Annotated in this window: 29 protein-coding genes and 4 pseudogenes; 15 read left to right on the top strand and 18 right to left on the bottom strand. The window is 43.8% G+C overall.

Annotated elements, in window-relative coordinates; all coding sequences use genetic code 11:
• The first annotated feature begins 12 nt into the window (after positions 1-12).
• The gene (locus tag NYE50_RS02420; protein ID WP_003156200.1) at positions 13-330 is read left to right on the top strand and encodes a thioredoxin family protein; all 318 of its coding nucleotides are present in this window, start codon (positions 13-15) and stop codon (positions 328-330) included.
• Here the strand turns inward: NYE50_RS02420 and NYE50_RS02415 are convergent.
• Positions 327-1,224, bottom strand: a pseudogene (locus tag NYE50_RS02415) (cation diffusion facilitator family transporter). The gene NYE50_RS02420 and the pseudogene NYE50_RS02415 sit on opposite strands and share 4 nt — an antisense overlap.
• Positions 1,225-1,437: 213 nt before the next feature.
• Here NYE50_RS02415 and NYE50_RS02410 point away from each other — a divergent pair.
• Positions 1,438-1,617: a Fur-regulated basic protein FbpA gene (locus tag NYE50_RS02410; RefSeq protein WP_224988906.1), complete on the top strand. Its 180-nt coding sequence runs from the start codon at positions 1,438-1,440 to the stop codon at positions 1,615-1,617.
• Complete coding sequence (gene fbpB / locus NYE50_RS02405) at positions 1,604-1,750, top strand: Fur-regulated basic protein FbpB (RefSeq protein WP_003156206.1); 147 nt, start codon at positions 1,604-1,606, stop codon at positions 1,748-1,750. The genes NYE50_RS02410 and fbpB overlap by 14 nt, the downstream gene beginning before the upstream one ends.
• A gap of 98 nt (positions 1,751-1,848) precedes the next feature.
• On the opposite strand, the gene NYE50_RS02400 is transcribed toward fbpB, so the two are convergent.
• The 9 genes from NYE50_RS02400 to NYE50_RS02360 all read right to left on the bottom strand — a co-directional run bounded on the left by NYE50_RS02400 (position 1,849) and on the right by NYE50_RS02360 (position 11,924).
• Positions 1,849-3,417: an IS1182 family transposase gene (locus NYE50_RS02400; protein ID WP_340762868.1), complete on the bottom strand. Its 1,569-nt coding sequence runs from the start codon at positions 3,415-3,417 to the stop codon at positions 1,849-1,851.
• Between the two features lie 159 nt (positions 3,418-3,576).
• Positions 3,577-4,722 (bottom strand): acyl-CoA dehydrogenase family protein, encoded by a 1,146-nt coding sequence (locus NYE50_RS02395; RefSeq protein WP_014416959.1) that lies wholly within the window; start codon positions 4,720-4,722, stop codon positions 3,577-3,579.
• A 115-nt stretch (positions 4,723-4,837) separates the two neighbouring features.
• Positions 4,838-5,173 carry a hypothetical protein gene (locus tag NYE50_RS02390; protein WP_053573670.1) on the bottom strand — a complete coding sequence of 112 codons (336 nt, stop codon included), beginning with the start codon at positions 5,171-5,173 and terminating at the stop codon, positions 4,838-4,840.
• A gap of 94 nt (positions 5,174-5,267) precedes the next feature.
• Positions 5,268-6,035 (bottom strand): ABC transporter permease, encoded by a 768-nt coding sequence (locus NYE50_RS02385; protein WP_007410217.1) that lies wholly within the window; start codon positions 6,033-6,035, stop codon positions 5,268-5,270.
• Positions 6,028-6,954 carry an ABC transporter ATP-binding protein gene (locus NYE50_RS02380; RefSeq protein WP_045206838.1) on the bottom strand — a complete coding sequence of 309 codons (927 nt, stop codon included), beginning with the start codon at positions 6,952-6,954 and terminating at the stop codon, positions 6,028-6,030. Before NYE50_RS02380 ends, NYE50_RS02385 begins: the two co-directional genes overlap by 8 nt.
• Positions 6,955-7,055: 101 nt before the next feature.
• The gene (locus NYE50_RS02375; protein ID WP_014416957.1) at positions 7,056-8,105 is read right to left on the bottom strand and encodes an AI-2E family transporter; all 1,050 of its coding nucleotides are present in this window, start codon (positions 8,103-8,105) and stop codon (positions 7,056-7,058) included.
• A gap of 185 nt (positions 8,106-8,290) precedes the next feature.
• A complete protein-coding gene (gene dctP, locus NYE50_RS02370) occupies positions 8,291-9,547 on the bottom strand; it encodes a C4-dicarboxylate transporter DctP (protein ID WP_007410214.1) in 1,257 nt (418 codons plus the stop codon).
• A gap of 108 nt (positions 9,548-9,655) precedes the next feature.
• Positions 9,656-10,327, bottom strand: a complete 672-nt coding sequence (locus NYE50_RS02365) for a response regulator (protein WP_003156219.1) — start codon at positions 10,325-10,327, stop codon at positions 9,656-9,658.
• Entirely contained in the window at positions 10,302-11,924 is a 1,623-nt protein-coding gene (locus NYE50_RS02360) for an ATP-binding protein (protein ID WP_014416956.1), read from the bottom strand. Before NYE50_RS02360 ends, NYE50_RS02365 begins: the two co-directional genes overlap by 26 nt.
• 80 nt (positions 11,925-12,004) lie before the next feature.
• On the opposite strand from NYE50_RS02360, the gene NYE50_RS02355 reads away from it, so the two are divergent.
• Together NYE50_RS02355 and NYE50_RS02350 are read left to right on the top strand one after the other, a co-directional pair.
• Positions 12,005-13,057 (top strand): TRAP transporter substrate-binding protein, encoded by a 1,053-nt coding sequence (locus NYE50_RS02355; RefSeq protein ID WP_012116857.1) that lies wholly within the window; start codon positions 12,005-12,007, stop codon positions 13,055-13,057.
• Positions 13,058-13,140: 83 nt separating this feature from the next.
• On the top strand, positions 13,141-13,962 hold the full coding sequence (locus tag NYE50_RS02350; protein WP_022552626.1) for a manganese catalase family protein: 822 nt from the start codon (positions 13,141-13,143) through the stop codon (positions 13,960-13,962).
• A gap of 36 nt (positions 13,963-13,998) precedes the next feature.
• On the opposite strand, the gene NYE50_RS02345 is transcribed toward NYE50_RS02350, so the two are convergent.
• From NYE50_RS02345 to NYE50_RS02330, 4 genes are all read right to left on the bottom strand, one after another.
• Positions 13,999-14,358, bottom strand: a complete 360-nt coding sequence (locus tag NYE50_RS02345; RefSeq protein ID WP_021495086.1) for a DUF4937 domain-containing protein — start codon at positions 14,356-14,358, stop codon at positions 13,999-14,001.
• A complete protein-coding gene (locus tag NYE50_RS02340; protein WP_022552625.1) occupies positions 14,352-14,693 on the bottom strand; it encodes a cupin domain-containing protein in 342 nt (113 codons plus the stop codon). Before NYE50_RS02340 ends, NYE50_RS02345 begins: the two co-directional genes overlap by 7 nt.
• Positions 14,694-14,826: 133 nt before the next feature.
• Positions 14,827-15,198 (bottom strand): glucose starvation-inducible protein GsiB, encoded by a 372-nt coding sequence (gene gsiB, locus NYE50_RS02335; protein WP_012116853.1) that lies wholly within the window; start codon positions 15,196-15,198, stop codon positions 14,827-14,829.
• 100 nt (positions 15,199-15,298) lie between these two features.
• Complete coding sequence (locus NYE50_RS02330; RefSeq protein ID WP_012116852.1) at positions 15,299-16,105, bottom strand: EcsC family protein; 807 nt, start codon at positions 16,103-16,105, stop codon at positions 15,299-15,301.
• A gap of 166 nt (positions 16,106-16,271) precedes the next feature.
• On the opposite strand from NYE50_RS02330, the gene NYE50_RS02325 reads away from it, so the two are divergent.
• From NYE50_RS02325 to NYE50_RS02315, 3 genes and pseudogenes are all read left to right on the top strand, one after another.
• A complete protein-coding gene (locus NYE50_RS02325; protein ID WP_007410206.1) occupies positions 16,272-16,637 on the top strand; it encodes a DMT family transporter in 366 nt (121 codons plus the stop codon).
• Positions 16,634-17,041 (top strand): DUF5360 family protein, encoded by a 408-nt coding sequence (locus tag NYE50_RS02320; protein ID WP_159353800.1) that lies wholly within the window; start codon positions 16,634-16,636, stop codon positions 17,039-17,041. Before NYE50_RS02325 ends, NYE50_RS02320 begins: the two co-directional genes overlap by 4 nt.
• Positions 17,042-17,098: 57 nt before the next feature.
• Positions 17,099-17,314: pseudogene (locus tag NYE50_RS02315) on the top strand (DUF2188 domain-containing protein); the annotation flags it as partial.
• A gap of 58 nt (positions 17,315-17,372) precedes the next feature.
• Here the strand turns inward: NYE50_RS02315 and NYE50_RS02310 are convergent.
• Positions 17,373-17,726, bottom strand: a complete 354-nt coding sequence (locus NYE50_RS02310) for a hypothetical protein (protein WP_007410203.1) — start codon at positions 17,724-17,726, stop codon at positions 17,373-17,375.
• A 656-nt stretch (positions 17,727-18,382) separates the two neighbouring features.
• Between NYE50_RS02310 and NYE50_RS02305 the strand changes: the two genes are divergently transcribed.
• The 5 genes from NYE50_RS02305 to NYE50_RS02280 all read left to right on the top strand — a co-directional run bounded on the left by NYE50_RS02305 (position 18,383) and on the right by NYE50_RS02280 (position 22,093).
• A complete protein-coding gene (locus tag NYE50_RS02305) occupies positions 18,383-19,660 on the top strand; it encodes an Nramp family divalent metal transporter (RefSeq protein WP_094032124.1) in 1,278 nt (425 codons plus the stop codon).
• A 103-nt stretch (positions 19,661-19,763) separates the two neighbouring features.
• A complete protein-coding gene (locus tag NYE50_RS02300; protein ID WP_014416946.1) occupies positions 19,764-20,030 on the top strand; it encodes a hypothetical protein in 267 nt (88 codons plus the stop codon).
• Between the two features lie 184 nt (positions 20,031-20,214).
• Positions 20,215-20,832, top strand: coding sequence for a hypothetical protein (locus NYE50_RS02295; protein WP_021495090.1), 618 nt, complete (start codon positions 20,215-20,217; stop codon positions 20,830-20,832).
• A 96-nt stretch (positions 20,833-20,928) separates the two neighbouring features.
• A complete protein-coding gene (locus NYE50_RS02290) occupies positions 20,929-21,486 on the top strand; it encodes a hypothetical protein (RefSeq protein WP_224988873.1) in 558 nt (185 codons plus the stop codon).
• 376 nt (positions 21,487-21,862) lie between these two features.
• A complete protein-coding gene (locus tag NYE50_RS02280; RefSeq protein WP_159353797.1) occupies positions 21,863-22,093 on the top strand; it encodes a hypothetical protein in 231 nt (76 codons plus the stop codon).
• A gap of 387 nt (positions 22,094-22,480) precedes the next feature.
• Here NYE50_RS02280 and NYE50_RS02275 read toward each other — a convergent pair whose 3' ends face one another.
• Entirely contained in the window at positions 22,481-22,615 is a 135-nt protein-coding gene (locus tag NYE50_RS02275) for a hypothetical protein (RefSeq protein WP_254926347.1), read from the bottom strand.
• 455 nt (positions 22,616-23,070) lie between these two features.
• Positions 23,071-23,527, bottom strand: a pseudogene (locus NYE50_RS21900) (response regulator aspartate phosphatase); the annotation flags it as partial.
• A gap of 659 nt (positions 23,528-24,186) precedes the next feature.
• Here NYE50_RS21900 and NYE50_RS02265 point away from each other — a divergent pair.
• Together NYE50_RS02265 and NYE50_RS02260 are read left to right on the top strand one after the other, a co-directional pair.
• The gene (locus tag NYE50_RS02265) at positions 24,187-24,636 is read left to right on the top strand and encodes a hypothetical protein (RefSeq protein ID WP_025649977.1); all 450 of its coding nucleotides are present in this window, start codon (positions 24,187-24,189) and stop codon (positions 24,634-24,636) included.
• A gap of 63 nt (positions 24,637-24,699) precedes the next feature.
• Entirely contained in the window at positions 24,700-25,257 is a 558-nt protein-coding gene (locus NYE50_RS02260; protein ID WP_025649978.1) for a hypothetical protein, read from the top strand.
• Positions 25,258-25,292: 35 nt separating this feature from the next.
• Here NYE50_RS02260 and NYE50_RS21895 read toward each other — a convergent pair.
• Positions 25,293-25,556: pseudogene (locus NYE50_RS21895) on the bottom strand (peptidoglycan-binding domain-containing protein); the annotation flags it as partial.
• Positions 25,557-26,012 lie beyond the last annotated feature (456 nt).

The following is a 26,012-nucleotide window of genomic DNA, read 5'->3' as shown; positions in this document are numbered from 1 at the left end:
GAGATGTGTCATATGAAAAAAATCAGTACAACAGAACAATTTAATGAACTTATTCAATCCGACAAGGAAATCATCGTGAAATTTTTCGCTGACTGGTGCCCTGACTGCACGCGCATGAATATGTTCATCGGCGATATTTTGGAAGAATATAATCAAAATGATTGGTATGAGCTGAACAGAGACGAGCTCCCTGAGCTTGCCGACAAATATCAGGTAATGGGCATACCGAGCCTTCTGATCTTTAAAAACGGCGAAAAGAAAGCGCATCTTCACAGCGCAAACGCGAAAACGCCCGAAGAAGTCACAGAGTTTTTATCACAGCATATTTAATTCGTTTCACGATCTTTGTTTATGACTTCAGGCTCTACATGAACATGGACATGAGTCACATCATGTTCATGTTTTATTGCATATTCGACTTCATCGGCTACTTCATGGCCTTCTTTCACAGACAGTCCCGGATCTACCGTAATGACCATTTCCACATGAACCGTGCTCCCCAAATACCTTGCTTTCACATCCTTCAGCCTGCTGACCTCTTTTATTTCTTTCACTGTGTGTTTATACGGCTCCAAATCTTTCAGATCAAATCCGTCCGTCAATGAGTGGGATGCATCTTTGAAGATGTCCCATGCCGTCTTACAGATGATGATTCCGATCAGAAAAGCAATGACCGGATCAATCCACGGCAGATGAAGCCGGGCCGTTAAGACGCCTATAAACGCCCCAATACTGACATAGGCGTCAGAACGGCTGTCTTTCGCCGCCGCATGAAGCGCGCGCAGAACTTTTAACCCGATCCGCAAGTCGGCTGTTATATACATACATGCCGTACATTACAATCGCGCTCCCGAGCGCCGTCCATGCCGCAATGAAGCTCGGCTCGGCCTTCGTTCCGCTGACAATCGCCTTTGCCCCTCCGATCAGCACTTCAATACCGACCGCCATCATAATAAAAGACGCAATTAATGAAGAAATTGTTTCAGCCCGATAATGTCCGTAAGCATGATCACTGTCCGCGGGGCGCTGGGAAATCCGGAGCCCGATCAGCACAGCCAGTGATGCGACAATATCCGTGGCATTATTTAATCCGTCCGCTCTGAGCGCTTCGGAATGATAAATAAGACCGATCACCAGTTTGACGGCGGCAAGGATGAGGTACGCGGCGATATTAAGAATCGCGCCTTTTTCGCCCCGTTTTAAGTTTGCCGTTTGATCATTCATGTAAGGACTCCTCCATTCTCATTCATAGTATGGATGGAAAAGCGGAAAAATAGCAGCTTTGATCTGAGCAAATGCAATATTCGACAGCATTATTCCCCGGGAAACTTTTTGTCGAAAAATTGGCGGTATTTTTCCTTTACATATGAATATGCCCATTGTATACTTTCATTAACTGATAATGATTCTCAATATCATTTGATTAGGAGGGTAATCATGAGGTCTTCTCCTCAGCTCAGATCATCAGTTGAAGGACGAAAAAAACATCTGATCCATTTGCTGATCAATAACGGAATATACAAAAAGTCGGAACGGCATTTATATGAATTATCGCTCGGAGAATTAGAAAGCGAATACAAATATATAAGGAAGGTGCGGGCTCATGGCGAAACGTAAAATAAAAACATACGAACAGCTGATAAAAGAAAACAAGGCGGCCATTATGAATAATCAAAAGCTGATGAATGTGATCTATGACAGAATTGACCGCAAGCATCAAAAACTGCTCCGGCACAACAGCCATACATAGTGGCTGGGACAAAACTAGCTTCAAATAATGAGAAAGGTGAATTTGGGGGTACTCAAATTCATCTTTCTTTATTTTTATGTATAAATTCTTCTATTACCTTAGAAGTTGGCAGTGAATTTTCTTAAATTCACTGCCATTAATGCGAGACCCATTTCGTTTGCTACCTTCGATTTTCCTCGTACAGAAAATCGAGTGAAACGCAAATTAGCCTTCAAGAATCCAAAAACTGGTTCCACATCGGTTTTACGTTTTCGATAGATGGCACTCGTTTTCTCTTCTGAAAGCTTCGCTCTCACATATTCTTTTTGCTGTTCCCATTTTTTGTTCACCATTAGTTTTCGATTGTTTCCTTCTTTTGCCTTGGTACATGATGAACGGAATGGGCATCCTGAACAGTCTTCGCACTCGTAGACTTTGAAACTCCTTTGGAAACCTGTAGCGTCCGTTCGGACAGAATGATATTGAAATTCTAAACGTTTCTGATTAGGGCACGTATATGTATCGGTTTCTTGATCATATACCCAGTTATCAGGATTAAATGTATTTTGTTTGTACTTTTTCTTTTGTTCCTTCAAAAACATGTTATATGTTATCAGTGCTTCTCGGTTTCTGTTTGAGAGAATATCACTAAAGTTTTGTTCACTACCATAACCTGCATCTGCAACTATATGTTTCGGTAACTCGAAATAATGTTGCTCGATCTCATCTAAAAATGGAATTAACGTACGTGTATCTGTTGGGTTTGGAAATAGACTATAAGCAAGCGCATATTGACCTTCCGTTGCGATTTGTACATTGTAACCAGCTTTCAATTGCCCGTTTTTCATATAATCATCTTTCATTCGCATAAATGTCGCATCTAGATCTGTTTTAGAATAGCTATTACGTGGTCCAAAGATTTTAAGATCCTGTTGGTACTTCCGTTTTCTTAGGATAAAATCAATCAACTGTTTACGCACTTGTTTCGGGTATTTTCGTTCCCTTCGTAAGGCTTTTCGTTCCGTAACGTCTGAAGATGCTTCTATTTGTTTATCATATTCGGTCACTACTTCGTCTACTTTTTGAACCATTTGAGTGAGCTCTCCAAATGATAGCTGTTCATCACTTTCCCGTTCCATTTGGGGTATGATTTCGTTCTCAAGCAACTCATTGTACAACTGGTTTGACTTATCAATTAAACGCTGATGAAATTTCTCAATCGCTTTCTTCCAGACAAACGTAAATTTATTCGCATTCGCTTCAATCTTTGTACCATCGATAAATATCGCTTCTTGATCGATCAGTTTTTCTTCAATCAATTGGCAGCGAAATTGGATGAAACATTGACGGATTAAATCTTTCACTACTGGTTGAACACGAAATCGGTTAATTGTACGGTAGCTTGGTTCATACCCTTGAGCTAACCACATCATACGGATACTGTCTTTTAATAGGGCCTCTATTTTACGCCCTGAAAAGACAGATTGAGTGTAGGCACATAGAATAATTTTAAGCATCATGCGTGGATGATAGGCAGGACAACCTTCATTTCGAAGAAATGGTTCAAACGCTTCTTGAGGGATACTTTCCACTAAATGATGGACATGGTAGGCAATATCATTATTTTGTAACTTTACTTCTAAATCTAAAGGCAAAACGATTTGATTCATGGTATAATCTTTAAACATAAGGACACTTCTTTCTGATTAGATTTTGTATGGTAACTTAATTTTATCAGAAGTTGTCCTTATTTTTTATTGTAAAATAATCAAAAACGGTGAAAGTTTACTCGTCGTAAAATTTCACCGTTTTTTTCGTCTTAGAGGTGGGTTTTGTCCCAGCCCCTTTTATTGCTCAAAGGCTTCCGCCGCTAATTTGCCGATGACCGCATCGTCCATCGGCGGATTGTGAAGGCCGGCCCGGGCATCCCGATAATACCGCTGAAGCGGATTATTTCGCTCCAGGCTTTTTGCGCCGGTGATTCTCATTGCTTTATCAACAACAGAAAGGACGGCATTTGTCACAATATGTTTTGCCGCGCCGAGCTCGCTTTTGATGAAAGGGCGGCGTTTCGGGTCATCATACATTTGCGCCGCCGTGAAGAGAAACTGTCTCGCTTTTAACAATTCAAGCTCCATTTCCCCGACACGCTGCCCAACGGCCGGCACGTCTTTAATCGGTCCGTTCAGGCTGTTCGGCGAATATTCGGATGCAAACCGGACGGCATAGTCCCTTGCCGCTTGAGCGATACCCAGATAAGCAGCGGGAATGTGAAGCAGCCAGCCATTCACTTTCGCCGCTCTCGGCCCGCTGATAAGCTCCACAAGCCGCTCATCACTGACCGTGACATGATCTAAAAGGAGATCATGGCTTCCGGTCGCCTTCATGGCAATCATATCCCATGTTTCTTCGACTGAAACACCTGCCTGATCTTTATGAATGAGAAAAACACCGGTCGTTTGTTTTTCTTCAATCCATGCCGTCACAAGCATATAATCCAAAGTCAGCGAAAGGGTTGTAAAGGTTTTTCGGCCGTTCAGCACCCATTTTCCGTCTTTTTTGACAGCGGAGGTGCCGGGTCTTCCTCCCCTCGTCGGACTGCCGGTCTGCCGTTCCGTCGCTGCCCTGTTCAGGACGGCTCCCTTTTTCACCTCTTCTGTGATAAATGAAAAGACACCTTCATCCCAGCTGTTTCCTTCTCCGAGCTCACCCATGACGGATAAATGCCAGCCGATTCCGAGAGCAACGGCCGCGTCTCCCCGCGCCAGCCGTTCCTGAAACAGCACCATATCATAAACGGAAATGCCTGCACCGCCGAATGCCTCAGGTACCGTTAACGCCGTATATCCCGCGTCGCGCAGTCTTTGAATTTTCTCCGCGGGAAAACGGCCCGCCTCATCATCAAGCGCGGCTGTTTTTTGAAATTCGTCTGCAAGCAGGCCGATTTTTTCCACCCATTCCCTCTGCCGTTCATTCTGTATCCATAAAGACACTGGAATCCCCCCATTATAATTCCGATAAAGTTAATAAGTATTATAGAGATTCAAGTCTCGTTTCGCAACTGTGAGGCTGTACAAAAAAAACACGCTATTCCATGGAATAGCGCGTTCAGGCTGCTTCCGGGCCGCGGTCCTGCTTAAGCCCGAGATAAATCAGCATATATGTGAGATAACCCATCGTCATCACAAGCCCGCCAAAGAAAAAGCTTGAAAAAATCGGCTCTTCAAACGCGGTAACCGCCGCAAGCACGATCCAGCTTGCATACAGGTAGATGATGAAATAACGGAATCCCGACTTCATTTTATATAAGAGAAACAGCCCCACTGTAGAAAACAAACCCAGCGCAAGCCTGAAATAAACAAGATGTTCGAATTGGAACATGAATGACACAAAGGAAAAACCAAGCAATAACACAATCGGTAATGCGGTAATAAAATTTCTCAAGTGAGCACCTCCGTCATTACCTTTATTATAAATCAAAATAGCATAAATTATTGATTTATCGTGATCTTTTTCACAAAAATGTCATTCCTTTACTTTATACCCGAACATCACGTTTGCAAAAGCTCCACCAAGCGACGGCTAAGAAGAATACGATATGGATAATGATAATGCCTGCGGAAAATAACGGCGTCATTCCCGCAAACAGCGGTTTTGCCCCGCTCATATATTGCGTCAGGTCAGTATTTGCGAACAGCAGAAAACTTCCCCATTTGTTTTGGAAGAGCGACATAATCGTCACGAGTGATTTTGCGCCGTACAGCACGATAAATGACAAAATGACGGCCGTTGCGCTGTTTCGGAATACAGAAGAACACAGCAAGCCAAAGCATGCCATCGCAAACGCCTCGACCCAGTTCGTGCCGATTACTTTCAGGGTGTTCATAAGAAGCGTCCCTGATTCAGATGTCACCGACACGCCGAAGAAAGCCATGCCGAACAGCAGAGACAGAATATAGTACGCCGCATACAGGTACAAGCTGACCAAAAATACGGTAATGAGTTTAGATACAAAAATCCGCTCCCGCTTTACCGGGCGGATTAATAAAAATTTGATCGTTTTCTTATCAAATTCAGCGGAAATGATCGTTGCCGCGATCACGATCGTTAATGCCTCAAGCAGAATATTCAGCCCGGGCGCGTACGCCATATAGCCGATGAAATTCTCATCCGTTCCGGAACTGATGACAAGCCGTTTAATGACAAGCGCCATAATAAATTGGAGAACGGCCATCAGAATCAGCGCCACCAATGAGACTTTTCGGTTAAAGAGTTTCATATGCTCATTCGCTGTCAATTTAAACATTCGTCTCTCCCTCCTCTTGAAGCGCCGTCGTCACTTTCATGAATTCATCCTCCAGCGATTCCGCATACGGCATGATGGAATACACGAGAAAGTCTTGTCCGACGAGCGCACGGTTTAATGCCGGGATGTCCTTCTTCGCTACGGTGACGGTAATGCCCCCGCCGTTTTTCTCCGGAGCAAATTGCTGTTGGGACAGCCATTCGAAGGCTTCGTCAGCCGGCTGAATGTCGAGGACGGCTTTTTCTTCTTTTTCCTCAGCGCCGCGCAGAACAACCTCTGTTTTGATCTCACCTTTTTGAATGATGATGACACGGTCGCAAAGGTCCTCCACTTCACGCAATAAATGCGTCGCAAAAAGGATGCTCGTCCCTTCAAACTCCGCGAGTTCCTTTAAGTGATCGCGGAAATCCTTCATTCCGCCGGGATCAAGCCCGTTTGTCGGTTCATCTAAAATGAGCAGATTCGGACGGTGAAGAATGGCCTGTGCAATCCCGAGACGCTGACGCATACCAAGGGAATACGTTTTAACTTTGTCATGAACGGCATTTGTGAGCCCGACCCGCTCGATGACTTCCTGAAGCCTGTCCTCTTTGATGTTTTTGTGCATGTTGGCAAAGTGCTTCAGATTTTCCCACCCCGTCAGGTACGGGTAGAATTCAGGATTTTCCACGATCGCTCCGACGGATTCAAGCGCTTTTTCGAAATCAGCATCATGCTGAAAGCCGTTAATTGTAATCGTGCCGCTGTTTTTCTTTAAAAGACCGACGATGATTCGGATAAGTGTGGTTTTTCCCGACCCGTTCGGACCGAGCAAACCGATGATCTCGCCCTGCCTGACATCCATGCTGATGTTTTTTAAAATGTGCTTCTTGCCTATTGTTTTGTCAAGGCCTTCAATATGTAAAATCGGCTCAGTCATACAGCCTTCCTCCTTTTTCACAAAAAATAAACAGTGCCCGTATATAGGCACTGTCTGCATTATAACATTAGTCATATATTCGTGAAGAGCCGGAGCCGACGTTATGTCTTATCCGGGACCGGTCCTTTTTTTTCCTTCTCTTCATTATTGACGACATCCAGAATATCAAGCAGGAACACAAAAATCGGAATTCCGATAATCAAGCCCCAAATGCCGAAGAAATGTTCCGAGAAAATCAGAACCGTAAAGGTAAAAAAGATCGGCAGTTCCGTTTTCGCTGACATCAGTTTCGGATTAAGGAAGTACGTCTCAATCGCATGGATGACGAAAATGACCAGCACGATGTAGATGACATACGCAGCGCCGCCCGTCGTATACGCGATGATGCTGAGCGGAATGAGCGAAATCACCACACCCGCCACGGGAATGAGCCCGAGGAAAAAGACCATGATTGACAGGCCGAACAGCTGCGGAAAATGCAGAATCGCCAATGCGATCAAGGTGAGGATACAGTTCACCAGCGCGATAATAAATTGGGCTTCAAGCACTTTGCCGAATGTTCTCGCAAATTTGCTGCCGAAAAAAGCAAGTTCGTAGTAAAAAACAGACAGCTTGCTGTGCTGAAATTTTTTCATAAACTCCGTGAGCCGCTTTTTCTCGAACAGGAAAAACATGCTGAGAATCAGTGACATCACGACCTGCAAACCGAAAGTGCTGATATCGGCCAAGTATGTATACAGTACATTAAAACCTTCTTTTACATAGGAACCGATATTGATATCGCCGAACACGCTCGATATCTCATCATAAAACGGAATGACATCGGGATGATACGCGATGTGCTTGATCTGCTTAATCAGCTGTTCAATCTGCTTGGCAACAATCGGGTAAAAGACAAAGCCTCCGACAGTCGCCCCGACAGCCAGCGCAATATATAAAATGGTGATGACCACCCTCTGGCTGATCCGGAAAAAATGGTTCAACACGTGCCGGATGACAGTCTCCAGCCGATCCATCAGAAAAGTAAAAATAAACGTAAGCAAAATCAAATTAATCATACTTCGGAATACAACTAACACCCCAGTCAAAACAAGAAAAACCGAAAAACGTCTGACACCCGGATGCTGAAAAAATTTAAAAATAGCCGCCATTTATACACTCCTGCTAGGACAAAAAGCCCTTAGATTTCATCTTTCACTCTCTAATTGTAAATTATATAACAAAATGACGCTAAGGTCTTTGTCCACCTCCTAATAAATTTAAACAAATTTATCTTTTTTACTCATGGCAGCCGAAAAAAAGAACGGCATGCCCGATGCATGCCGTTCCTTTCCTTTTATACCGCCGTTTTCATTTCTTTTACGGCCTGTGTGCTTTTCACTTCGTCAAACTCATTTTCGCTCTTGGCTACGATGATGGTGGCGATTCCGTTTCCGATCAGGTTGACGATCGCCCTTCCTTCACTCATAAAGCGGTCGACGCCGAGGAGCAGCGCCAGCCCCTCCAGCGGAATAACCTGAAGCGCCGATAAAGTGGAGGCGAGCACGATAAATCCGCTTCCGGTTACGCCCGCCGCGCCTTTTGATGTCAGCATCAGCACGAGAATGATCGTAACCTGCTGGCCGATGGTAAGGTCAACGCCGAACACCTGCGCCAGAAAAACCGTCGCCATGGAAAGATAAATCGAGGTGCCGTCCAGGTTAAAAGAATATCCCGTCGGAATGACAAGGCCGACAACCGATTTGGAACAGCCGTAGCGCTCCATTTTATCCATCATCCGCGGAAGGACGGACTCAGAAGAGCTTGTGCCAAGAACGATGAGCAGTTCATCTTTAATAAAACGGAGATAGTTCCACAAGCTGAAACCGAATAGTTTGCAAATGATATTCAAAGCGACAAATACAAACAGGAACATCGTAACGTATACAGACAGCATCAGACTCGCCAGCGGCTTGATGGAATCAAGGCCGAAGTGCCCGATCGTATAGGCCATGGCCCCGAATGCGCCGATCGGCGCCGCGCGCATGATGTAGCCGATGATTTTGAAAAAAACATGCGACAGTTTATCAAAGAAATCAATAATGCTTTTGCCTCTTTCACCGAGCGCCGCCAGGCCGACACCGAATAAAACAGAAAAGAATAAGACCTGAAGAATGTCGCCTTTTGCGAAAGCGTCAACCATATTTGACGGAACGATGTGAGTGATAAATTCAATCCAGTCAATCCCCTGTCCCCCGTTTTGCGTGTACTGAGAGACATCCCCTTTTTCAAGCTTGCTGTAATCAAGCCCCTCACCGGGTTTCATGATATTGACGACCAGAAGTCCGATAATAAGGGCGATGGTGGTCACGACTTCAAAATAAATAAATGCTTTTCCCCCGACTTTGCCGACTTTTTTCATGTCTCCCATCTTGGCGATGCCAAGCACGATCGTCAGGAATATGATCGGTGCAATAATCATTTTTACCGCATTGATAAATGTATCGCCGAGCGGCTTCATCTGCTTCCCGGCCTCAGGCCATACGAGTCCGACAATGACGCCGATGATAACCGCCGTGATGACCTGCACCGTAAGATTTTTGAAAATTTTCATCCCTGCTCCCCCTTGCCTCTCGCTGCGTCTATATGAAAATGATAGCGTTTTCAAACGAAGGGGGGAAGCTTATGATCATAACGGACATTTTGGTCTTTTTGGTCTCGGCTAGCGGACGAATTTGTAGCGGTTAACCGGCCGGCCCACTCCCCCGTATTGAATATCGAGCTTAATCTGGCCGTCTTTCTCAAGAAAATCAAGATAACGCCGCGCCGTCACCCTGGCGATTCCGAGCGCTTTGGCGGCTTCTTCAGCTGAAAGCGGCTCCGTCTGCTGTTTCATATAGGTCAAAATTTCATTCATCGTAAAATGATTTAACCCCTTCGGCAGATCCCGGGACGGATTTTGCGGAATTTTAAGCAGCATGTCAAGCTGCTCTTGCGACATGGTGTCATGCTCTTCAATTTTCCGTTTATATTGTTTATAGTTTTCGAGCGCCTGTCTCATCCGCTCCAGCTTAAACGGCTTCAAAATATAGTCGGCCGCACCGTTTTGCAGCATAAGCTGGATTGTTTCTTTGTCTTTTGCGGCCGAGACGATGATGACGTCCACTTCGAGCTTTTGTTTTCTGATTTCCTGGAGCGTTTTAATTCCGTCTTTTTTCGGCATATATACGTCTAATACCACGAGCCCGGGCCGCAGATCTTTAATAAGCCTGATTCCCTCGTCTCCGTCAGCGGCTGTGGCGATGACGCTGAACCCCGAAACACCGGTGATAAATTCTTTATTCACCTCCTGCACCATCGGATCATCTTCAATAAGCAGCACCTTGATGTCCATCGAATGATTCCTCCCCCTTCATCGGAAATAAAATAGAAAATGCCGTTCCCTGTCCCTGCCGTGTGTCGACTTCAATAACGCCCATCCCTTTGTCGACGATTTGTTTGACGAGGTACAAGCCGTATCCCGTTCCTCCCGTTTTATTGACGGTAAACCCTTTGTCATAAAGGCGCGGGATGTGCTGATCGGAAATCCCGCTTCCGTTGTCTTCTATTAATATAGCAAGCACCTCATCATTTTGCTCGATACTGATGTCAATATGTTTGTCCTCCGTGTCCGCTGTTTCGAATGCGCCGAACGCATTCTCGATTAAATTGCCGAGCAGGACGACGATGTCATGCTGGTCGACATGCTCCGGAAATGCCGAGAAACTGCTGTTTTCATCAATTTTCACAGAAATGCCAAGCTCTTTTCCTCTTTTGATTTTGCTTAACAGCAGCCCCGCCGCAGCGTCATTCTGAATGGCCTGATGAAGAAAATCGGTGACGCTTTCTTGTTCTGATGATTCCTTAAAAGCAAGCTGGAGCGCTTTTTCTGATTTTCCGAGCTGAATGAGTCCCGCGATGGTGTGAAGCTTGTTCATATGTTCATGATTTTGGACTCTGAGCGCATCGACAAAATTTTTCACACCTGTCAGTTCTTCCGCCATTTTCGCCGCTTCCGTCCTGTCCTGAAAAATGGCGACGGCTCCGATGACCTTCTTTTTCATGACGATCGGAATTCTGCTGCTCATGATCACCTTTCCGCTGACTTGGATTTCTTCATTATATACGGCTCGGTTCCGCTCGACGATCTCAGGGAGCCGCGAATCTTTTAACACGTCCCAGATCAGCCTGCCATCGGTCTCTTGTCTTACATTGAATATCTGCTTCGCTTTTTCATTAAAAATGGTGATGTGATGCTGATTATCGATCGCGATGACGCCCTCATTCATCGAATGAAACGTAGCGGTCCGTTCCTCATACATTCTCACGATCTCATGGGGCTCCAGCCAAAACATCTGTTTTTTGATGTGGCGGGCCAGCAAAAAGGAGCCGGCCAGTCCGAACCCTAGCGCCAGCAGAACGATAAACAGTATTTCATGTTTCAGCTGAAGAAGAATTTCACCGAATCCGGGCAGCGTTTTACCGGCCAGAACGACGCCGATCTGATTCAAATCCCGGTCTTTGATGGGATAAAAAGCGCGAACGGCGGTGCCGATCTCTCCCTTTGCTTCGGAAAAATAAATGTGCTCGGCGAACGCCGCGGCTTCGTCCTCACCCCTTGAACGCTTTCCGATCATTGTGCTGACGGGATGTGAATAGCGGATATGATCCATATCCATGACGACGATGTAGTCCGCTTCATTGATGATCCTTATTTCTTCGACCGCATGGCGCACGTCTTCCCTTTGTTTTTTCTGCTCGAGGGCGCGTTTGACATCGGTCATCTCAGATACCGTCCGCGCGGTATTCATCAGCCGTTTTTTCAGCTCGCGCTCCTCTGTATGCTGAATATTGCCGATCAGCACGATGCCGACGATCAAAAAGGTAAAAAGCACGACGATATACGAAAGTATGGTGATTTTCCAGCGGATGGTGAGCTTTTTTTTCGTCATTGGCCTCTTCCTTTCCGTCTCTTTACGAAAACGGCCCGCCCGATTATGCTTGTTATAGAAAATGGCGGAGGGGGTTTTCGATGAAAAGCTTGCTGACTTGTCTCAGCCTGATGGTACTCGGTATCGGAACCGCTTTATTCATCGGCTTTCATGATCGTTTCTCAACGGAAGAACCGTATTATGATGACGAACAGGAAGGCCTGAAAGATCAAATCGTTTTCAAATTCAGCCATGTCGTTGCTGAGAACACGCCTAAAGGGCGGGCAGCGAATAAGTTTGCGGACCTTGTCTATCAAAAGTCCGGCGGCACCATTAAAGTAGAGGTGTTTCCAAACGGGAGCCTCTATTCAGATAATGAAGAAATAAACGCCCTCCAAAACGGGGACGTGCAATTCATCGCTCCCTCCACCTCAAAGCTCGGATCACTGTCTCCCGAATGGGGTGTTTTGGATCTGCCGTACGCGTTTACAAACTATAAAGCCGTGCAAGAAGGCCTCAACGGCAAAATCGGCACACGCCTGTTCGCTTCATTAGAAAAGCATCATTTGAAAGGACTGGCGTACTGGACGAACGGGTTTAAGCAGCTCACGTCAAATAAAGGGCCGATCTTCACTCCGGACGATTTGAAAGGACAGGCGCTCAGGATCATGCCGAGCAGCGTGATCGAAGACCAGTACCGTCTGCTCGGCGCGCACCCGCGGCAGGATTCCTTTAATTCCACGTTTCAGCTCTTGGAAAGCAATCTCGTAGACGGAGAAGAAAATACGATTTCAAATATCTATTCTAAAAAATTTTATAATGTTCAAGATTATTTGACAATCAGCAATCACGGGTACCTCGGTTATGCCGTGATGACCGACGAGCATTTCTGGAATTCGCAGACAGAAAAAACGAGAACCATCTTAACGGAGGCGATGAGAGAAACGACGGAGTGGAACGAGGCATCCGCTGAGAAAATGAATAAAGACCAGCTTGAAGAGATAAAGAAGAATTCATCCATTCATATTCATGTGCTGAGCAAAGCGGAAAAGAACACATGGATGAAACGCCTCGACCCGATTTACGGACAATATGAACAGGTGATCGGCCGCGGGCTTGTGCAGGATTTGTTATCCTTGCGCCGCGAGCCTTAGCAGGACCAATACGCCCATCTCCGTTTCATCCCTTTTCCCGCCGGGGAAGTAAATAGGGACAGATCAAAAAAGGAGATGGAGACATGTTTACACATACGAAAAAACTGCAGCATCCGGCTAAACCGGATCGTCCTGACCCGCTGTTCGCAAAAAAGATGCAGGAAATTTTAGGGGGACAATACGGGGAAATATCCGTCGCCATGCAATATTTGTTCCAAGGATGGAATACACGGGGCAATGAAAAATATAAGGATCTTCTGATGGATACCGCGACGGAAGAAATCGGCCATGTCGAAATGATCGCGACGATGATTGCGAGACTGTTAGAAGACGCCCCGCTGGCAGAGCAGGAAAAAGCGGCTGATGATCCGGTCATCGGGTCCATTTTAGGCGGCATGAATCCGCATCATGCGATCGTGTCAGGACTCGGCGCAATGCCGGAGAGCAGCACGGGCGTTCCGTGGAGCGCAGGCTATATCGTCGCAAGCGGAAACCTTCTGGCAGACTTCCGCGCCAATCTGAACGCCGAATCACAAGGAAGGCTTCAAGTCGCACGCCTGTATGAAATGACCGATGATAAAGGCGTGAAAGATATGCTCAGCTTTTTATTGGCCCGCGATACCATGCATCAAAACCAATGGCTTGCGGCCATTAAAGAATTAGAAGAACAGGAAGGTCCGGTCGTTCCTTCCACATTCCCGAAGGCGCTGGAAAAACAGTCATTCTCCCATAAGCTTATTCATTTCTCAGATGGAGCAGAAAGCGCTGAACAAAATTGGCTGAAGGAAACAGCGCCGGACGGAGAACCATTCGAATACGAAAAGGAACCGAAAGCGCACGGCGAAATAGCTAAGCTGGATCCCGTCCCGCCGTATGTCCATAACACGCTTCCCGGACGCGAGTAAAGACACAAGCCCAAAACAAACTGTTTTGGGCTTTCATTATGCCTTCAGAACCGTCCAGTCCGGTTCGTATCGGATGTCCGGATGATGTAACAGCTTATAAATGACAGGTTCATCCTCTTCGTACAGCATCACTTCTATTGAAAGAATCGCAGCCTTCTGCTCGTTTTCTTCGTATATGCGGTCATGTTCGTTCTCCATAAAATCATCATAGGCTTGTCTGTTCTCCCAAACGCTGATGATCTCTGCAATGAACAGGCCGTCTGCGTTTTTCCGCCAGCCGCCGGCCTGTTTGACGAAGCCATTTACACATGATAATGCTCCCCACCTTGACTGTGCTTGCGCAAATGCTTCAGCGTTTGCGGCGTCTGTTTCACATACAATCTTTTTGATCAGCATGGCAGTCCCTCTGTGATGACTGTTTTCGCATGCGTATGCTCAACACAGAGATTCACGGTTCTGACGTAAGAGCGGGTGCGGTGAATCGTGCCTTTCGGGATGAGCAGGCTGTCATTTGCTTTGAGCACTGCGGTTTCTTTGTCCTTAAAATCAATCAGCAGCTCCCCTTCCAGAACGATGAACCATTCATCTGAGTCAGGGTGATGGTGCCAGTCATATTCTCCCGTAAACACTGCGAGGCGCACACAGTGGTCATTGATCTCCGCGATTGAAAAATTGTCGTGTTTTTCTTTGACTTTATTGGCGATAGCGAGCAAATTCAGCATGTCAGACACGAGTGAAAAACCCCTTTTTCATTTAATTGTATCGCAACGGCGGCTCAGATCAAGATTTCCCCAAAATAAAAAGCGATCCAGCTGATGCGCCGGATCACTTTTGATCTGCAGGTTGTCTGCCTTTATGCTTTTATTAGCTGCTTCGTCTGTTTCCGCCTTTTTGGCCGATTTCTTTATAAAAATCTTTGTCATGATTTTTGCTTGTGGCTTCTCCGCCTTTTTGGCCGATTTCTTGATAGAATTCCTTGTCATGGTTATTGCTAGTGGCTTCTCCGCCTTTTTCACCGATTTCCTGATAGAATTCTTTGTCGTGATTTTTGCTTGTGGCTTCTCCGCCTTTTTCACCGATTTCCTGATAGAATTCTTTGTCGTGATTTTTGCTTGTGGCTTCTCCGCCTTTTTGACCAATTTCCTGATAGAATTCTTTGTCATGGTTATTGCTTGTCGCTTCTCCGCCTTTTTTACCTGCTTCTTCTCTGCTCATTTTGTTATTATCTTGTGCCATTTTTGAATTCCTCCTTTAATTGGTGTTGGTTGTTGGTTTCCCGATTTCAGAACTGCTAAACAAAGAAAACACATTGAATGTGTTTTCGGGTGGTTTTTTATTATTCTGTATCCTTCATGCGTTTTAGAATCCGGCGTTTTTTATAAAGCATGATGCCTGTTTCCGCGATGCTTTCTAAAGCTGAACGGTTGGCGGACGCGCCGAAGATGATGCCTGCGGCCGGAACCATTTGCAGCAGTTTTTTCGCGGCGAACGTATCGCGGTAGCTGTAAACGACTTCCCGCCAGCCTTGGATCTGCGAGGCGACGCGCTGATAGGCGCGGTCGTTTTGATCATATTGCCGTAAATCTTGCAGGATCGCTTTTTTTCCGATGACGTCACTGGATGCAAGCTGGAGCAATTTGACGATAAACACGCGTTCTTTTTTGTCTTTCGGATCAAAGCCGTAAGCAACCGCGATATCCTGCAGCGTCTTTAAGGACAGGCCGAGCATCGCCGGAATGTCTGCCGCCAGCGTGAATACGCCGCCGACTCCCGTTGCGGCTCCCTGCACCGTCGCGGCCTTTACGCTTGTACGCGCTATGGCTTCTGCGATTTCGTCCATGACGGCAAGCGGCGCATTGCGGATGTCGTGAAGCGTTTGACATGTACCGTGCGGCAGCCGTTTTTGAAACTTTTTCATGATGCGCTTTTCTGATGTAAGGTACTGTCCGCCTGACTGAATAAACGTTCCCGTTTCATCGAGAATGAGTCCGATTTTCCTCTGAATAAATTGCGGTGTCAGCTTGTCCAAAAGCTGAAACGGCAAGCGGGTGAATGTTTGCCAGAACATCACCCTCTGCTGCGCCTTTTCCCATTTTTGAATGTCTCTCAGTTGTCTTTCCAGGTCTGTCCGCTCTTCTGTCACCCGTCCTGCACGTCCTTTCTGATTTCTTTGTTCATAGTATACCTTTATGGCGTTTTCTTTTTACACCCGGACGGATTTTTTATCCGGAAAACATCCCATTGTTTAATTTTCTTCAAATTCTGTATATTGTATAATTTTGAGTAATACGATTGAAGGAGAATGTTGAATGCAATGGATTTATTTAAGTTTAGCGATCATTTTTGAAGTATTGGGTACGGTCAGCATGAAATTATCAAATGGATTTACAAAACTTGTCCCAAGTATTTTATTATTATTGTTTTATATCGGCAGCCTTTGTTTTCTTACTTTGACTTTGAAATATATAAGTGTCTCCATCGCGTATGCGGTCTGGTCGGGGATGGGGATCGTGCTGATTTCCGTGATCGGAATTTTTTTCTTTCATGAACAGTTCTCTGTCATAAAAGCCGTCTCTGTTCTTCTGATCATCATCGGTGTCGTTTCCTTAAACTTTATTTCTGAAAGTGAAACGTCATCAAACGGCATCAGCGTTCATACGGACAGAAACAGATGATGAAAGGGTTAAAGGTTCTCTTCCTCATTACAGATATTGGATTTATCGTTTATTGGATTGTTACTTTTTTTGAGTGGGTTCCAAAAAACATGGTGTTTAAAGATTATGATAACGCCATGATCATGGCCTGGAACTGGTCATTCTTTCCCTTAGATATTTTCATTTCGATAACCGGGCTGTACAGCTTGTTTCTTTATAAACGGAAACATGCGTTATGGCGCTCTTTCGCATTAATATCACTTGTGCTGACCTTTTGTTCAGGCCTGCAAGCGATAGCCTTTTGGGTATTTATCGGTGATTTTGATCTTATGTGGTGGGCATTCAATCTGTACTTGCTTCTTTATCCTTTATATTTTATTCAGAAATTGCTGGTCTCTCGTAAAAATAGCTGTCATTCTTTTTGATGAGGCGGTTTTCTTTTTCTTCAGGCGGGAAACACTTTTCATAAAGGAGTGATAGACATGCCTTGGTCTATGAAGGATTATCCGCAATCATTGAAGAATCTCGAGGAACCTGTGAAGAAAAAAGCGATCGAAATCGCGAATGCGATGGTAGATGAGGGTTATGAAGAAGGACGGGCCATTCCCATTGCAACAAGTCAGGCGAAAGAGTGGAAAAAAAACGCTTCTAAGGAAGAAATCGATCAGCTGATGAAACACGATGATGAAACGAAACGCGGAAATTGAATCGGAATAAAGGAAAAACCCCGCTCTCAAGAGAACGAGGTTTTTCTGATTATAAACCGTAATAATAAGATAGCGTGGTGACTGAAACGTAGCCTGTCGCTCCTGCATACGTGACTTTCAGCCATTTATTAGAATTGGTGTAGTGGCCTTGAACATATTCTCCGGTTACCCAAGAACCTGTAATTTTTTTACCGCTTGAGAATGTTGTGATCGTTGAACAGCTGACCTTAGAGCATGAGCGCATATTAGCACCGTAAATACCGACTGTGCCCCCGCTGGCTAAAATGGAAACGTCCGGTTCAGCTTTAGGTTTGAAAGCTGCTGCTGATGCAGAGCCGCCAAAAGCGAATAAAGAAACAGCAAAAATCATGGCTAAAGAAATGATCGACAAACGACGTACCAAGAAAATTCCCCCTCTTTTATCATATGGCCGGAAAGCTTTCCTGACGTTATTATACTTTTTCGCCCGGGAGACTGAAATAAGTCTAATGCTCCAACTTCTTTTCTTCGCAAGTGACCATGACGATTCATTTTTGATAGATAACAGCGGTTTATTGGACTGGAATCACTGATATATCGTTGATTCAAACGTTTATTCAGAGCGGCCGGAGTTTTTCCGGAGGTCATTTGAATGGTACAGAAAGGTTTTATCTTCCAATGGAAAGAAACATTATTATTCTCTTTACCCGGGAAAACGGAGGAAATACTGCGTCTTTTTCTCAGGATCAGTTGCACCGGACAGAAAGTTGTGAAGTGATATGAGCAAGTGTCCTCTTTTCATCTTTTTAAAAGAACGCTCCACGCATCCGCGCATGATCCGACGCGGAAACACGCTTTGCGAACGGCATCGCTTCTTTCCCGGAACGATGTCGTTTTCATTTTCGGATCTTTCTTCGGCGGGATACATATCATAGATAAAACAGGGCATCAATGTGCCGGTTTATTGAACATAAAGAACTTGACATCTTATAATAGCGGATTTATGATGTAGATAAAATAATTTGCATCTAGGAAACTTTTTGTTATTTAGCTAAAAATCTATCGGAATTTAGGTGAGACATAATGAGCAAAGACATCTCAGCACAATCACTGCAAGCAAAAGCCGTGCAGGATGCACTTGACGGCAAAAGCAAGGGATTCAAGCGGCTTCTGCCTTTTTTAGGCCCCGCCTTTATCGCGGCGATTGCCTACATTGATCCGGGAAACTTCGCTACGAATATCTCAGCTGGTTCGAAGTATGGGTATATGCTGCTGTGGGTCATCCTCTTTTCAAACTTGATGGCTTTTTTAATTCAAGTTCTTTCCGCGAAGCTCGGCATTGCCACGGGTAAAAACCTTCCGGAAATCGCCAGAGACCGGTATCCGAAATGGGTATCCGCCGGGCTGTGGATACAGGGTGAACTGGTGATTATGGCAACTGATCTGGCAGAATTTATCGGGGCGGCGCTCGGGCTCAACCTGCTGTTCGGCATACCGATGGTTGAAGCGGCCATTATCGCGGCGATCGGATCATTCGCGATTTTAGAGCTGCAGCGCCGGGGTTACCGGGCGCTGGAAGCGGGCATCGCCGGACTTCTGTTTGTCGTGGTGATCGCCTTCGCTCTGCAAACCTTCTTTGCCAAACCTGACGCCGCCTCCGTTCTCGAAGGGCTGTTTATCCCGAAAATTGACGGAATGGACAGTGTGCTCTTGGCAACCGGTATACTCGGCGCAACCGTGATGCCGCATGCCATTTACTTACATTCCGCACTGACACAGCGCCGTGTCGTCGGAAAAACGGATAGTGAGCGGAAAAAGATTTTTAGATTTGAGACGATTGACATTCTCATCGCGATGGTGATCGCCGGGGCGATTAACGCAAGCATGCTCATCGTCGCTGCCGCGCTTTTCTTCAAGAACGGGCTGTATGTAGAAGATTTAGACGTGGCTTATCAGCAATTCGGCCACTATATCGGACCGGCTTCAGCCATTCTCTTCGGGATCGGGCTGCTGGCCGCAGGGCTTTCAAGCTCTTCTGTCGGCACATTGTCAGGCGATATTATCATGCAGGGCTTCATCCGTTACCGTATCCCGCTTTATTTGCGGCGTTTCATTACCATCATTCCGCCGATGATCATCATTATCTCGGGGGTCAACGCCACAGAAGCGCTCGTATGGAGCCAGGTCGTTCTTTCATTTGGCATCTCCTTTGCACTCGTGCCGCTGATTATGTTTACAAGCAACAAACGCCTGATGGGCGCCCTGACGAACCGAAAATGGGTGACGGCTCTCGCCTGGCTGATTGCGGTTTTGGTGATCGCGCTTAATCTGTTTGTGATCTACGATTCATTTCGTTAAAAAAACCGGCCATAGCGGCCGGTTTTTCTTTTGACGCCGGGTGCCGTTCGTATCTTTTTCCGGGCGTTTTTGGTATGATAGAAGAAAAATCGGAGTTTTGCTTATGTCAGTATTTATCCTTTTTTATCTGTGGATTGTGCCGATTGTCATCGGCATCTTCTGTTCTCTTTTTGCTTATCGGACAACGGGTAAGAAACGTCTGATTCCCGGGTTTTTGATGATCGCATTAAGCATCGTTTCCTTAATCACGGGGCTTTGGATCGGCGGGGTGAACTATCATGTGTTCATCGGGGGCATGTTTTTATTCGGTACGTTATTGGCCGGCTCCGCCTTCCCATTTTTCTTCGCTCTTTCACGCAAACGAAAATAAACAGGCATGCCGCCTGTTTATTTTTATTCATTAACCCTAAATTATAAAACCGCTCCGATAATGTGATTCCACCTCAAACAGCCTGTACATGTGTTATATAGGCTTCAGCACATGTCCCATCGTCGAAACTGCAGCCAAAATGAATCCTGCTAAAGAAGATTTTGAATTATAAGAAAAATACTGTATGAAAATCCTATTTACCCCAAAAATACCTATTGATAGAATGGTATCTGAGAGGGGAAAATGTTCAAAGCGGATAATAAAGGTCCCGCCTAAATACATAGTCTTTCATTTCTCTCTACACTACATTTCTAAAGGAGGATTTCCCATTAGACACGCAGCTAAAGGCATTCTGTTTGCCGCATCTTTAGCCCTTGTAACTACTACTTTTGTCCCCGCATCCTTAGCTAAAGAAAATCATAATAATACTGCCAATGCCACTGGAACGACCAAATCATTTTTTTATCAGACTGATACGCAATTTTCCTACGGACTTAAAGCACAAAGCGATGCATCTGTGTCAAAACCAGTCAAAGATGTAATCAGAGAAGTGCTGAAAAATAAAACAAAATTATTCAATCTTGTTGAAAAATTAGCAGGAAAGAAAATAAGAAATGAACTCGAATCCGTTTTCAATCAACACATAGAACCGGTTTTAAAGAAAATGCTGAACGAGTATGTCGCCTTAAGCTGGACTGACGTGGAAAAGAATCTTTATCTTTCACTTAAAAAGTCCGGACTTTCTGACAGTCAGGCTAAAAACCTCGCTCATTTGACAACTTTAGCAATGAAAGCATTTTAAAATCATTCATAAATGATCGTCAGAAAAATACGTATGAAGTAAATGCAAAGTGCTGTTATATTCACTCTAATAGCACTTTTTCATTGGAGATGTCACATGACTGTCTTTTTTACTGTTTTGCTCACTTTCTTATGCTGCCTTGTGATTTCATCTCTTATTTTTATGATTCTATTAAAAAAAGAGATCGTGGATACACCGCCAAACCGCTTAGCTCATGCAGCATTCATCGCACTTATTGGATTCTCCCTGTTCTTCGCTATAACTGTACCTAGCCTAGTTATTTATTTTGCAGCTATAACTGTAAATCATTTTTTCGGAGAGTATATCATCTATGGTTCACTTTCAGACTTATACATATTTTCTGTCGTCGTCAGTATTTTAGCTTTAGTTTATATGCTAATCCTTACGGCAATTGTAAAAGGAATGACTCATGTTTTGACATTGCCTGCTTGGTCAGCCTATATACTTGAATTCATTTTTGCATGGGCTGCTGTTTACTTCTCAATCCAATACGTTTCCAATCATATCATTGAGAACATATCTATATTTCAAGGTGGAGAAATTCTTCTTTCATTGTTCATCACTTTCTTATTTTCGGGATTGGATATCCTTTTCACTAATTTGGATAAGATCACAAAAGAGAAATTAGGCTAAGGGGGTAACAAATATGAGGATCATGACATATATATCTTATTTTTCTATTTCTTTAGTTTTGCAGGTGGTATGGCTGCTATTAATAAAAGATACTCCTAATATATTTCTGATAGATATGATTACGGTGTCCTTTTTATTCACTCTCTTTATGTTCATCTTGGATCAAATTTTCAAAAAAAAGCGGACACATTAGGGACTGTTTTTTAATAATCCTCGGGCTTCTCTTTCGTTTTGAAATCCGGATCTGGGGATGTTGCGGCGAACCGTTCATTAATGAATAACACCAGCCTCTGTAAAATACTTCTCCTTTTATATAACATCCTGACCTTTCCGTCATATATTCAAACGAAAAAACTGCAAAAGGGAGTAATGAAACATGATATTGTTTATTGGCAAGTTCATGTTGCTCTTTTTATTCTGTTCGCTGGCATATTATTTGTTTAAAATTGTTTATTACAATATAGGGAAGAACATTGCGCTTAAAACCCCGAAAGGGACAAAGACAAACCGGACGGCACGTATGTTTGTCAAAAATGGAACTACACTGAATGATGGAGATTACTTTATGATCGCTGTTGTGACCGCTCTCTGGCTGTTCTTGAGATGAATTGCACTGGTCCTTCATAAGTTTTTTGATCAGCCATCGCTCGCCAGCCGTGGCTTTTCACAATCTCCGTTTTCGTTTAGGACGGCTATATGCAAGCAAGCCGCTCAACAAACAAAAAAATAAACAGGCATGCTGCCTGTTTATCAAGCTGTCGAGATCTTCTCGATAGCTCCTTTGTTTTTCCTTGAATGATTGAAGAAAGGCTTAAAAATGGACGGCGTCTTTCTCATGCATGCATAGTTCAAGAAAACACTTCACAGCAAAACGGAAAGGTGAACGCAATACACGCAGCGGTTAAGAACCTTATGAAGCTGCGTATGTTGATTACTGGATAAGAAAAAGAAATCCCCCAGTCTTAAAAGGTGGAGGTCAAAAATTGGAGAACACTTAAATATTTATAGCTTTTTCAGCGATGTGGAAAGTTCCAGAATCACTCATTTCAGCAGTATAAACATTTGTTACACTTAATAATCCAGTAAAAAGAATACCAATTAAAGCGGAGCTGATTATAACCTTCTTCATGATATAGCCTCCGTAACCTTAAGGATTTGTGTTTGGGCATGTATGGTTTTCTTTAAAAAGTTTCTTCCCTCTGCATAGTTTCTCTTTTCAAAATGAAAGTCACCTAATTTTTCAGTCAGCTCTGCGAAATCAGACCAAAGGCGCTTCTCTTCTAAGTAGCGTCTATTGCCTTTTTAAAATTCTCTTCAGCGGCACTCAAACTTTCCCCTCTTAAATAAACTAAGCCTAAGTTATGAAAGATCACCCGATAATCCTTTTCACTTTTTCCTCTTCCAACCCACGGGCGATACTTAATGCTTCCCGATAATATGATTCTGCTTCCGTCAGCCTGTACATATCGTACATGTTAGCACCGACCATCATATTACAGCCAATCACTTTCACTTTGTATAATTGATTTTTTTCAAACAATTGCTTGGCTTTTTTCAAATGATTGAGGGAAACAAAGTGCTGATCAATTTGATAATAGGCATCAGCTATTTTGTAATGAAATTCAGCTTGCTCCATTTCATCTGATACAGCATTCAACTCTCTCTCTGCTTTGCGATAATAGCTTATCGCATCAACATACTCTTTATGATCAAATTCATACATTCCACGAAAAAATAATGAGTAATACTTCAAGAGGCCTGTAAGTCTTTTTTGCGGCTTTTCTATTTTTTCAAGCAGTTCGTCGACTGTGGGGCGATCTCGATATCTGTCTTCCGGCTCCAAGGAATCTAACATCAATTGGTGACGAAAGCACATCAATGAATAAAAAACAAGCAAATCCTGATCCTCTTCCATCTCCTCTATTTCCTGTTCGACCTCAGCCTTTAAAATCTCAGCATCAGGCACACTGAACTGGCGAATCATTTTGTACCATTCATTGATCTTGACACCAACTTGGGACGACGGCAAAACTTGATCCATATATACCTCTCCCTCTAATCACTATTTTTGCAATATTATAACTATTTGAACATAAAGTGAAAACGAAAAAAAACCGCAATTTACTTTTGCGTCATACTCACCTGATTAACTTGTTTTTAAGACACAGGGAAATTATACCTCAACATAAAAATACTGTATAAAAATACTATTTACCCAAAAAATACCTATTGATAGAATGGTTTCTGAAGGAGGTGGAAAAATATTCAAAGCGAATAATATAGGACTATCCTAAATACATAGTCTTTCATTTCGCTGGCAGATTACATTCCTAAAGGAGGATTTTTCATTAAACACGTAGCTAACGGTATTCTATTCGCCACATCTTTAGCCCTTGTAACTGCTTCTTTTGTCCCCACATCCTGAGCTGAAGAAAACCGAGATATCACTACTAATGCCACTGGAATTACCAAACCAATTTTTTATAATAATTGATAAGCCGTTTTCCTTTTAGCTTAAACTGGTTTTAAAGAAGCTATTAAACGAATATGTTGCCTTGAGTTGTATTGACGTGGAGAGAATCTTTATCTTTCACTTAAAAAGTCTGGACTTTCTGACAAGGCTAAAAGCCTCGCTCATTGGACAACGTTAGCGATGAAACATTTTATTGTTATTCATAAATTATTAGGAGGAAAATATATATGAAGAAGAAAGTAATCCCTGTAGTTTTAAGCGCAACTCTACTTACATCATTCTTGGGTACTTCAGGTGCTTTAGCAGCTGAAAACAGAACCACAACTCCTGTACCGGTAACGAAAACTGCACCAGGTACTATTCCAACTGGAATGCCTGGCACTATTCCAACCAAAGCGGCTCTCAATGGTGACTACCAAACCCAAGGTGTAGTTTCGTGGTCCTATAAGGCTTTCAGAGCTGCCTGCCGTTCAGGTGGATGGCTTTTATCAAAAGCCTTAAAGCCATTCTCCCCTAAAGCTGCGGCATGGATTAGAAAAAACTCTAAGAAGGTTGCCGACATTATGGATAAAGGTGAAAATTGGGGTGTAAAACAATTTACAAAAGCTTTTAAAGCTATCGGAGCTCCTACAGATGTAGCTACCACTTTAGCTAAATTCATTGTTGCTTTGATTTAACATATTTAAAATTTAAAGTGCTGTTAGATTCACTCTAATAGCACTTTTTCATTGGAGGTTAACATGGCTATCTTTATTACCGTATTGCTCACCATACTATGCTGTCTTGTTATTTCATCTCTTATTTTTATGATTCTATTAAAAAAGGAGATTGTGGATACACCACCCAACCACTTAGCTCATGTAGCATTCATAGGGCTTATTGGATTCTCCCTGTTCTTCGCTATAACTGTACCTAGCCTAGTTATTTATTTTGTAGCTATAACTGTAAATCATTTTTTCGGAGAGTATATCATCTATGGTTCACTTTCAGACTTATACATATTTTCTGTTGTCGTAAGTATTTTAGCTTTAATTTATATGCTAATCCTTATGGCAATTGTAAAAGGAATTACTCATATTTTTAAATTACCTGCTTGGTTAGCCTATATACTTGAATTCATTTTTGCATGGGCTGCTGTTTACTTCTCAATTAAATATGTTTCCAGTAATTTCATTGAAAACATATCTATATTTCAAGGTGGAGAAATTCTTCTTTCATTCTTCATAACTTTCTTATTTTCGGGCCTGGATATACTTTTTACTAATTTGGATAAGATCTCAAAAGAGAAATTAGGCTAATAAAAAGAAAAGCAGGCAATTTAGAGCCTGCTTTTTTATTCCCTTTTTAACATTTCTCCAAGCCTTGCTTTCGTTTTCGGCCCGTAAATGCCGTCAGCAGGCAGTCCATACATGGACTGGAATCGTTTGACCGCGTTTGCTGTTTTCGAACCGTAATAGCCATCTATTCCGTTGTTCTTTGCCCCTTTGTCCGGATAATAATAGAGAGCTGCCAAAGCTGTCTGGATCTGTTTCACGGCCGTTCCCTTAGTTAAGGGGCTTGTCACTTTAAAAACGCCCGATGGCAGCGTGTAAGATGATTTTTTTCCTTTTGTTGGAGAGCTGGCCGAGTCCGTCAGCTTTAATACTTGGCCGACTTTGATAAAATTCGGGTCCTTGATACTGTTCAATCTCTGGATGGTGGCCATGTTTACGGCAGTTTTCTGTGCAATTACAGGGAGGACATCTCCCTTCTTGACGGTGTACGTCGCCACGCCAGTCTTTGTTCCTGTTTTTGCTGATAAGGGCTGTGCGATGCTAATGTGCGAACCACGTTTGTTATGAACTGTCCTGGCCCTCCAAAAGCTTTTTTATCAGCCGTCGCTTGCTAGCTGCAGATTTTACGATTTTCTTTACCGTTTCCGCAGATTTTAATACGATATACTTTCGGTTACGGTTCCCGTCCTCTAAGCTTCCAAGCGGGTTCAAACTGCTGACCACTTCCTTACCATGGAAGGGGTCAGTAAAGAAATAATCATCAATAAGAAAGCCTAAAA

It is taken from the genome of Bacillus sp. EU55 (genome assembly GCF_038005925.1).
In the GTDB taxonomy this organism is placed as follows: domain Bacteria; phylum Bacillota; class Bacilli; order Bacillales; family Bacillaceae; genus Bacillus; species Bacillus velezensis.
Note: the sequence above shows the minus strand (reverse complement) of the source record. Positions and strands in the feature narration are given on the sequence as shown.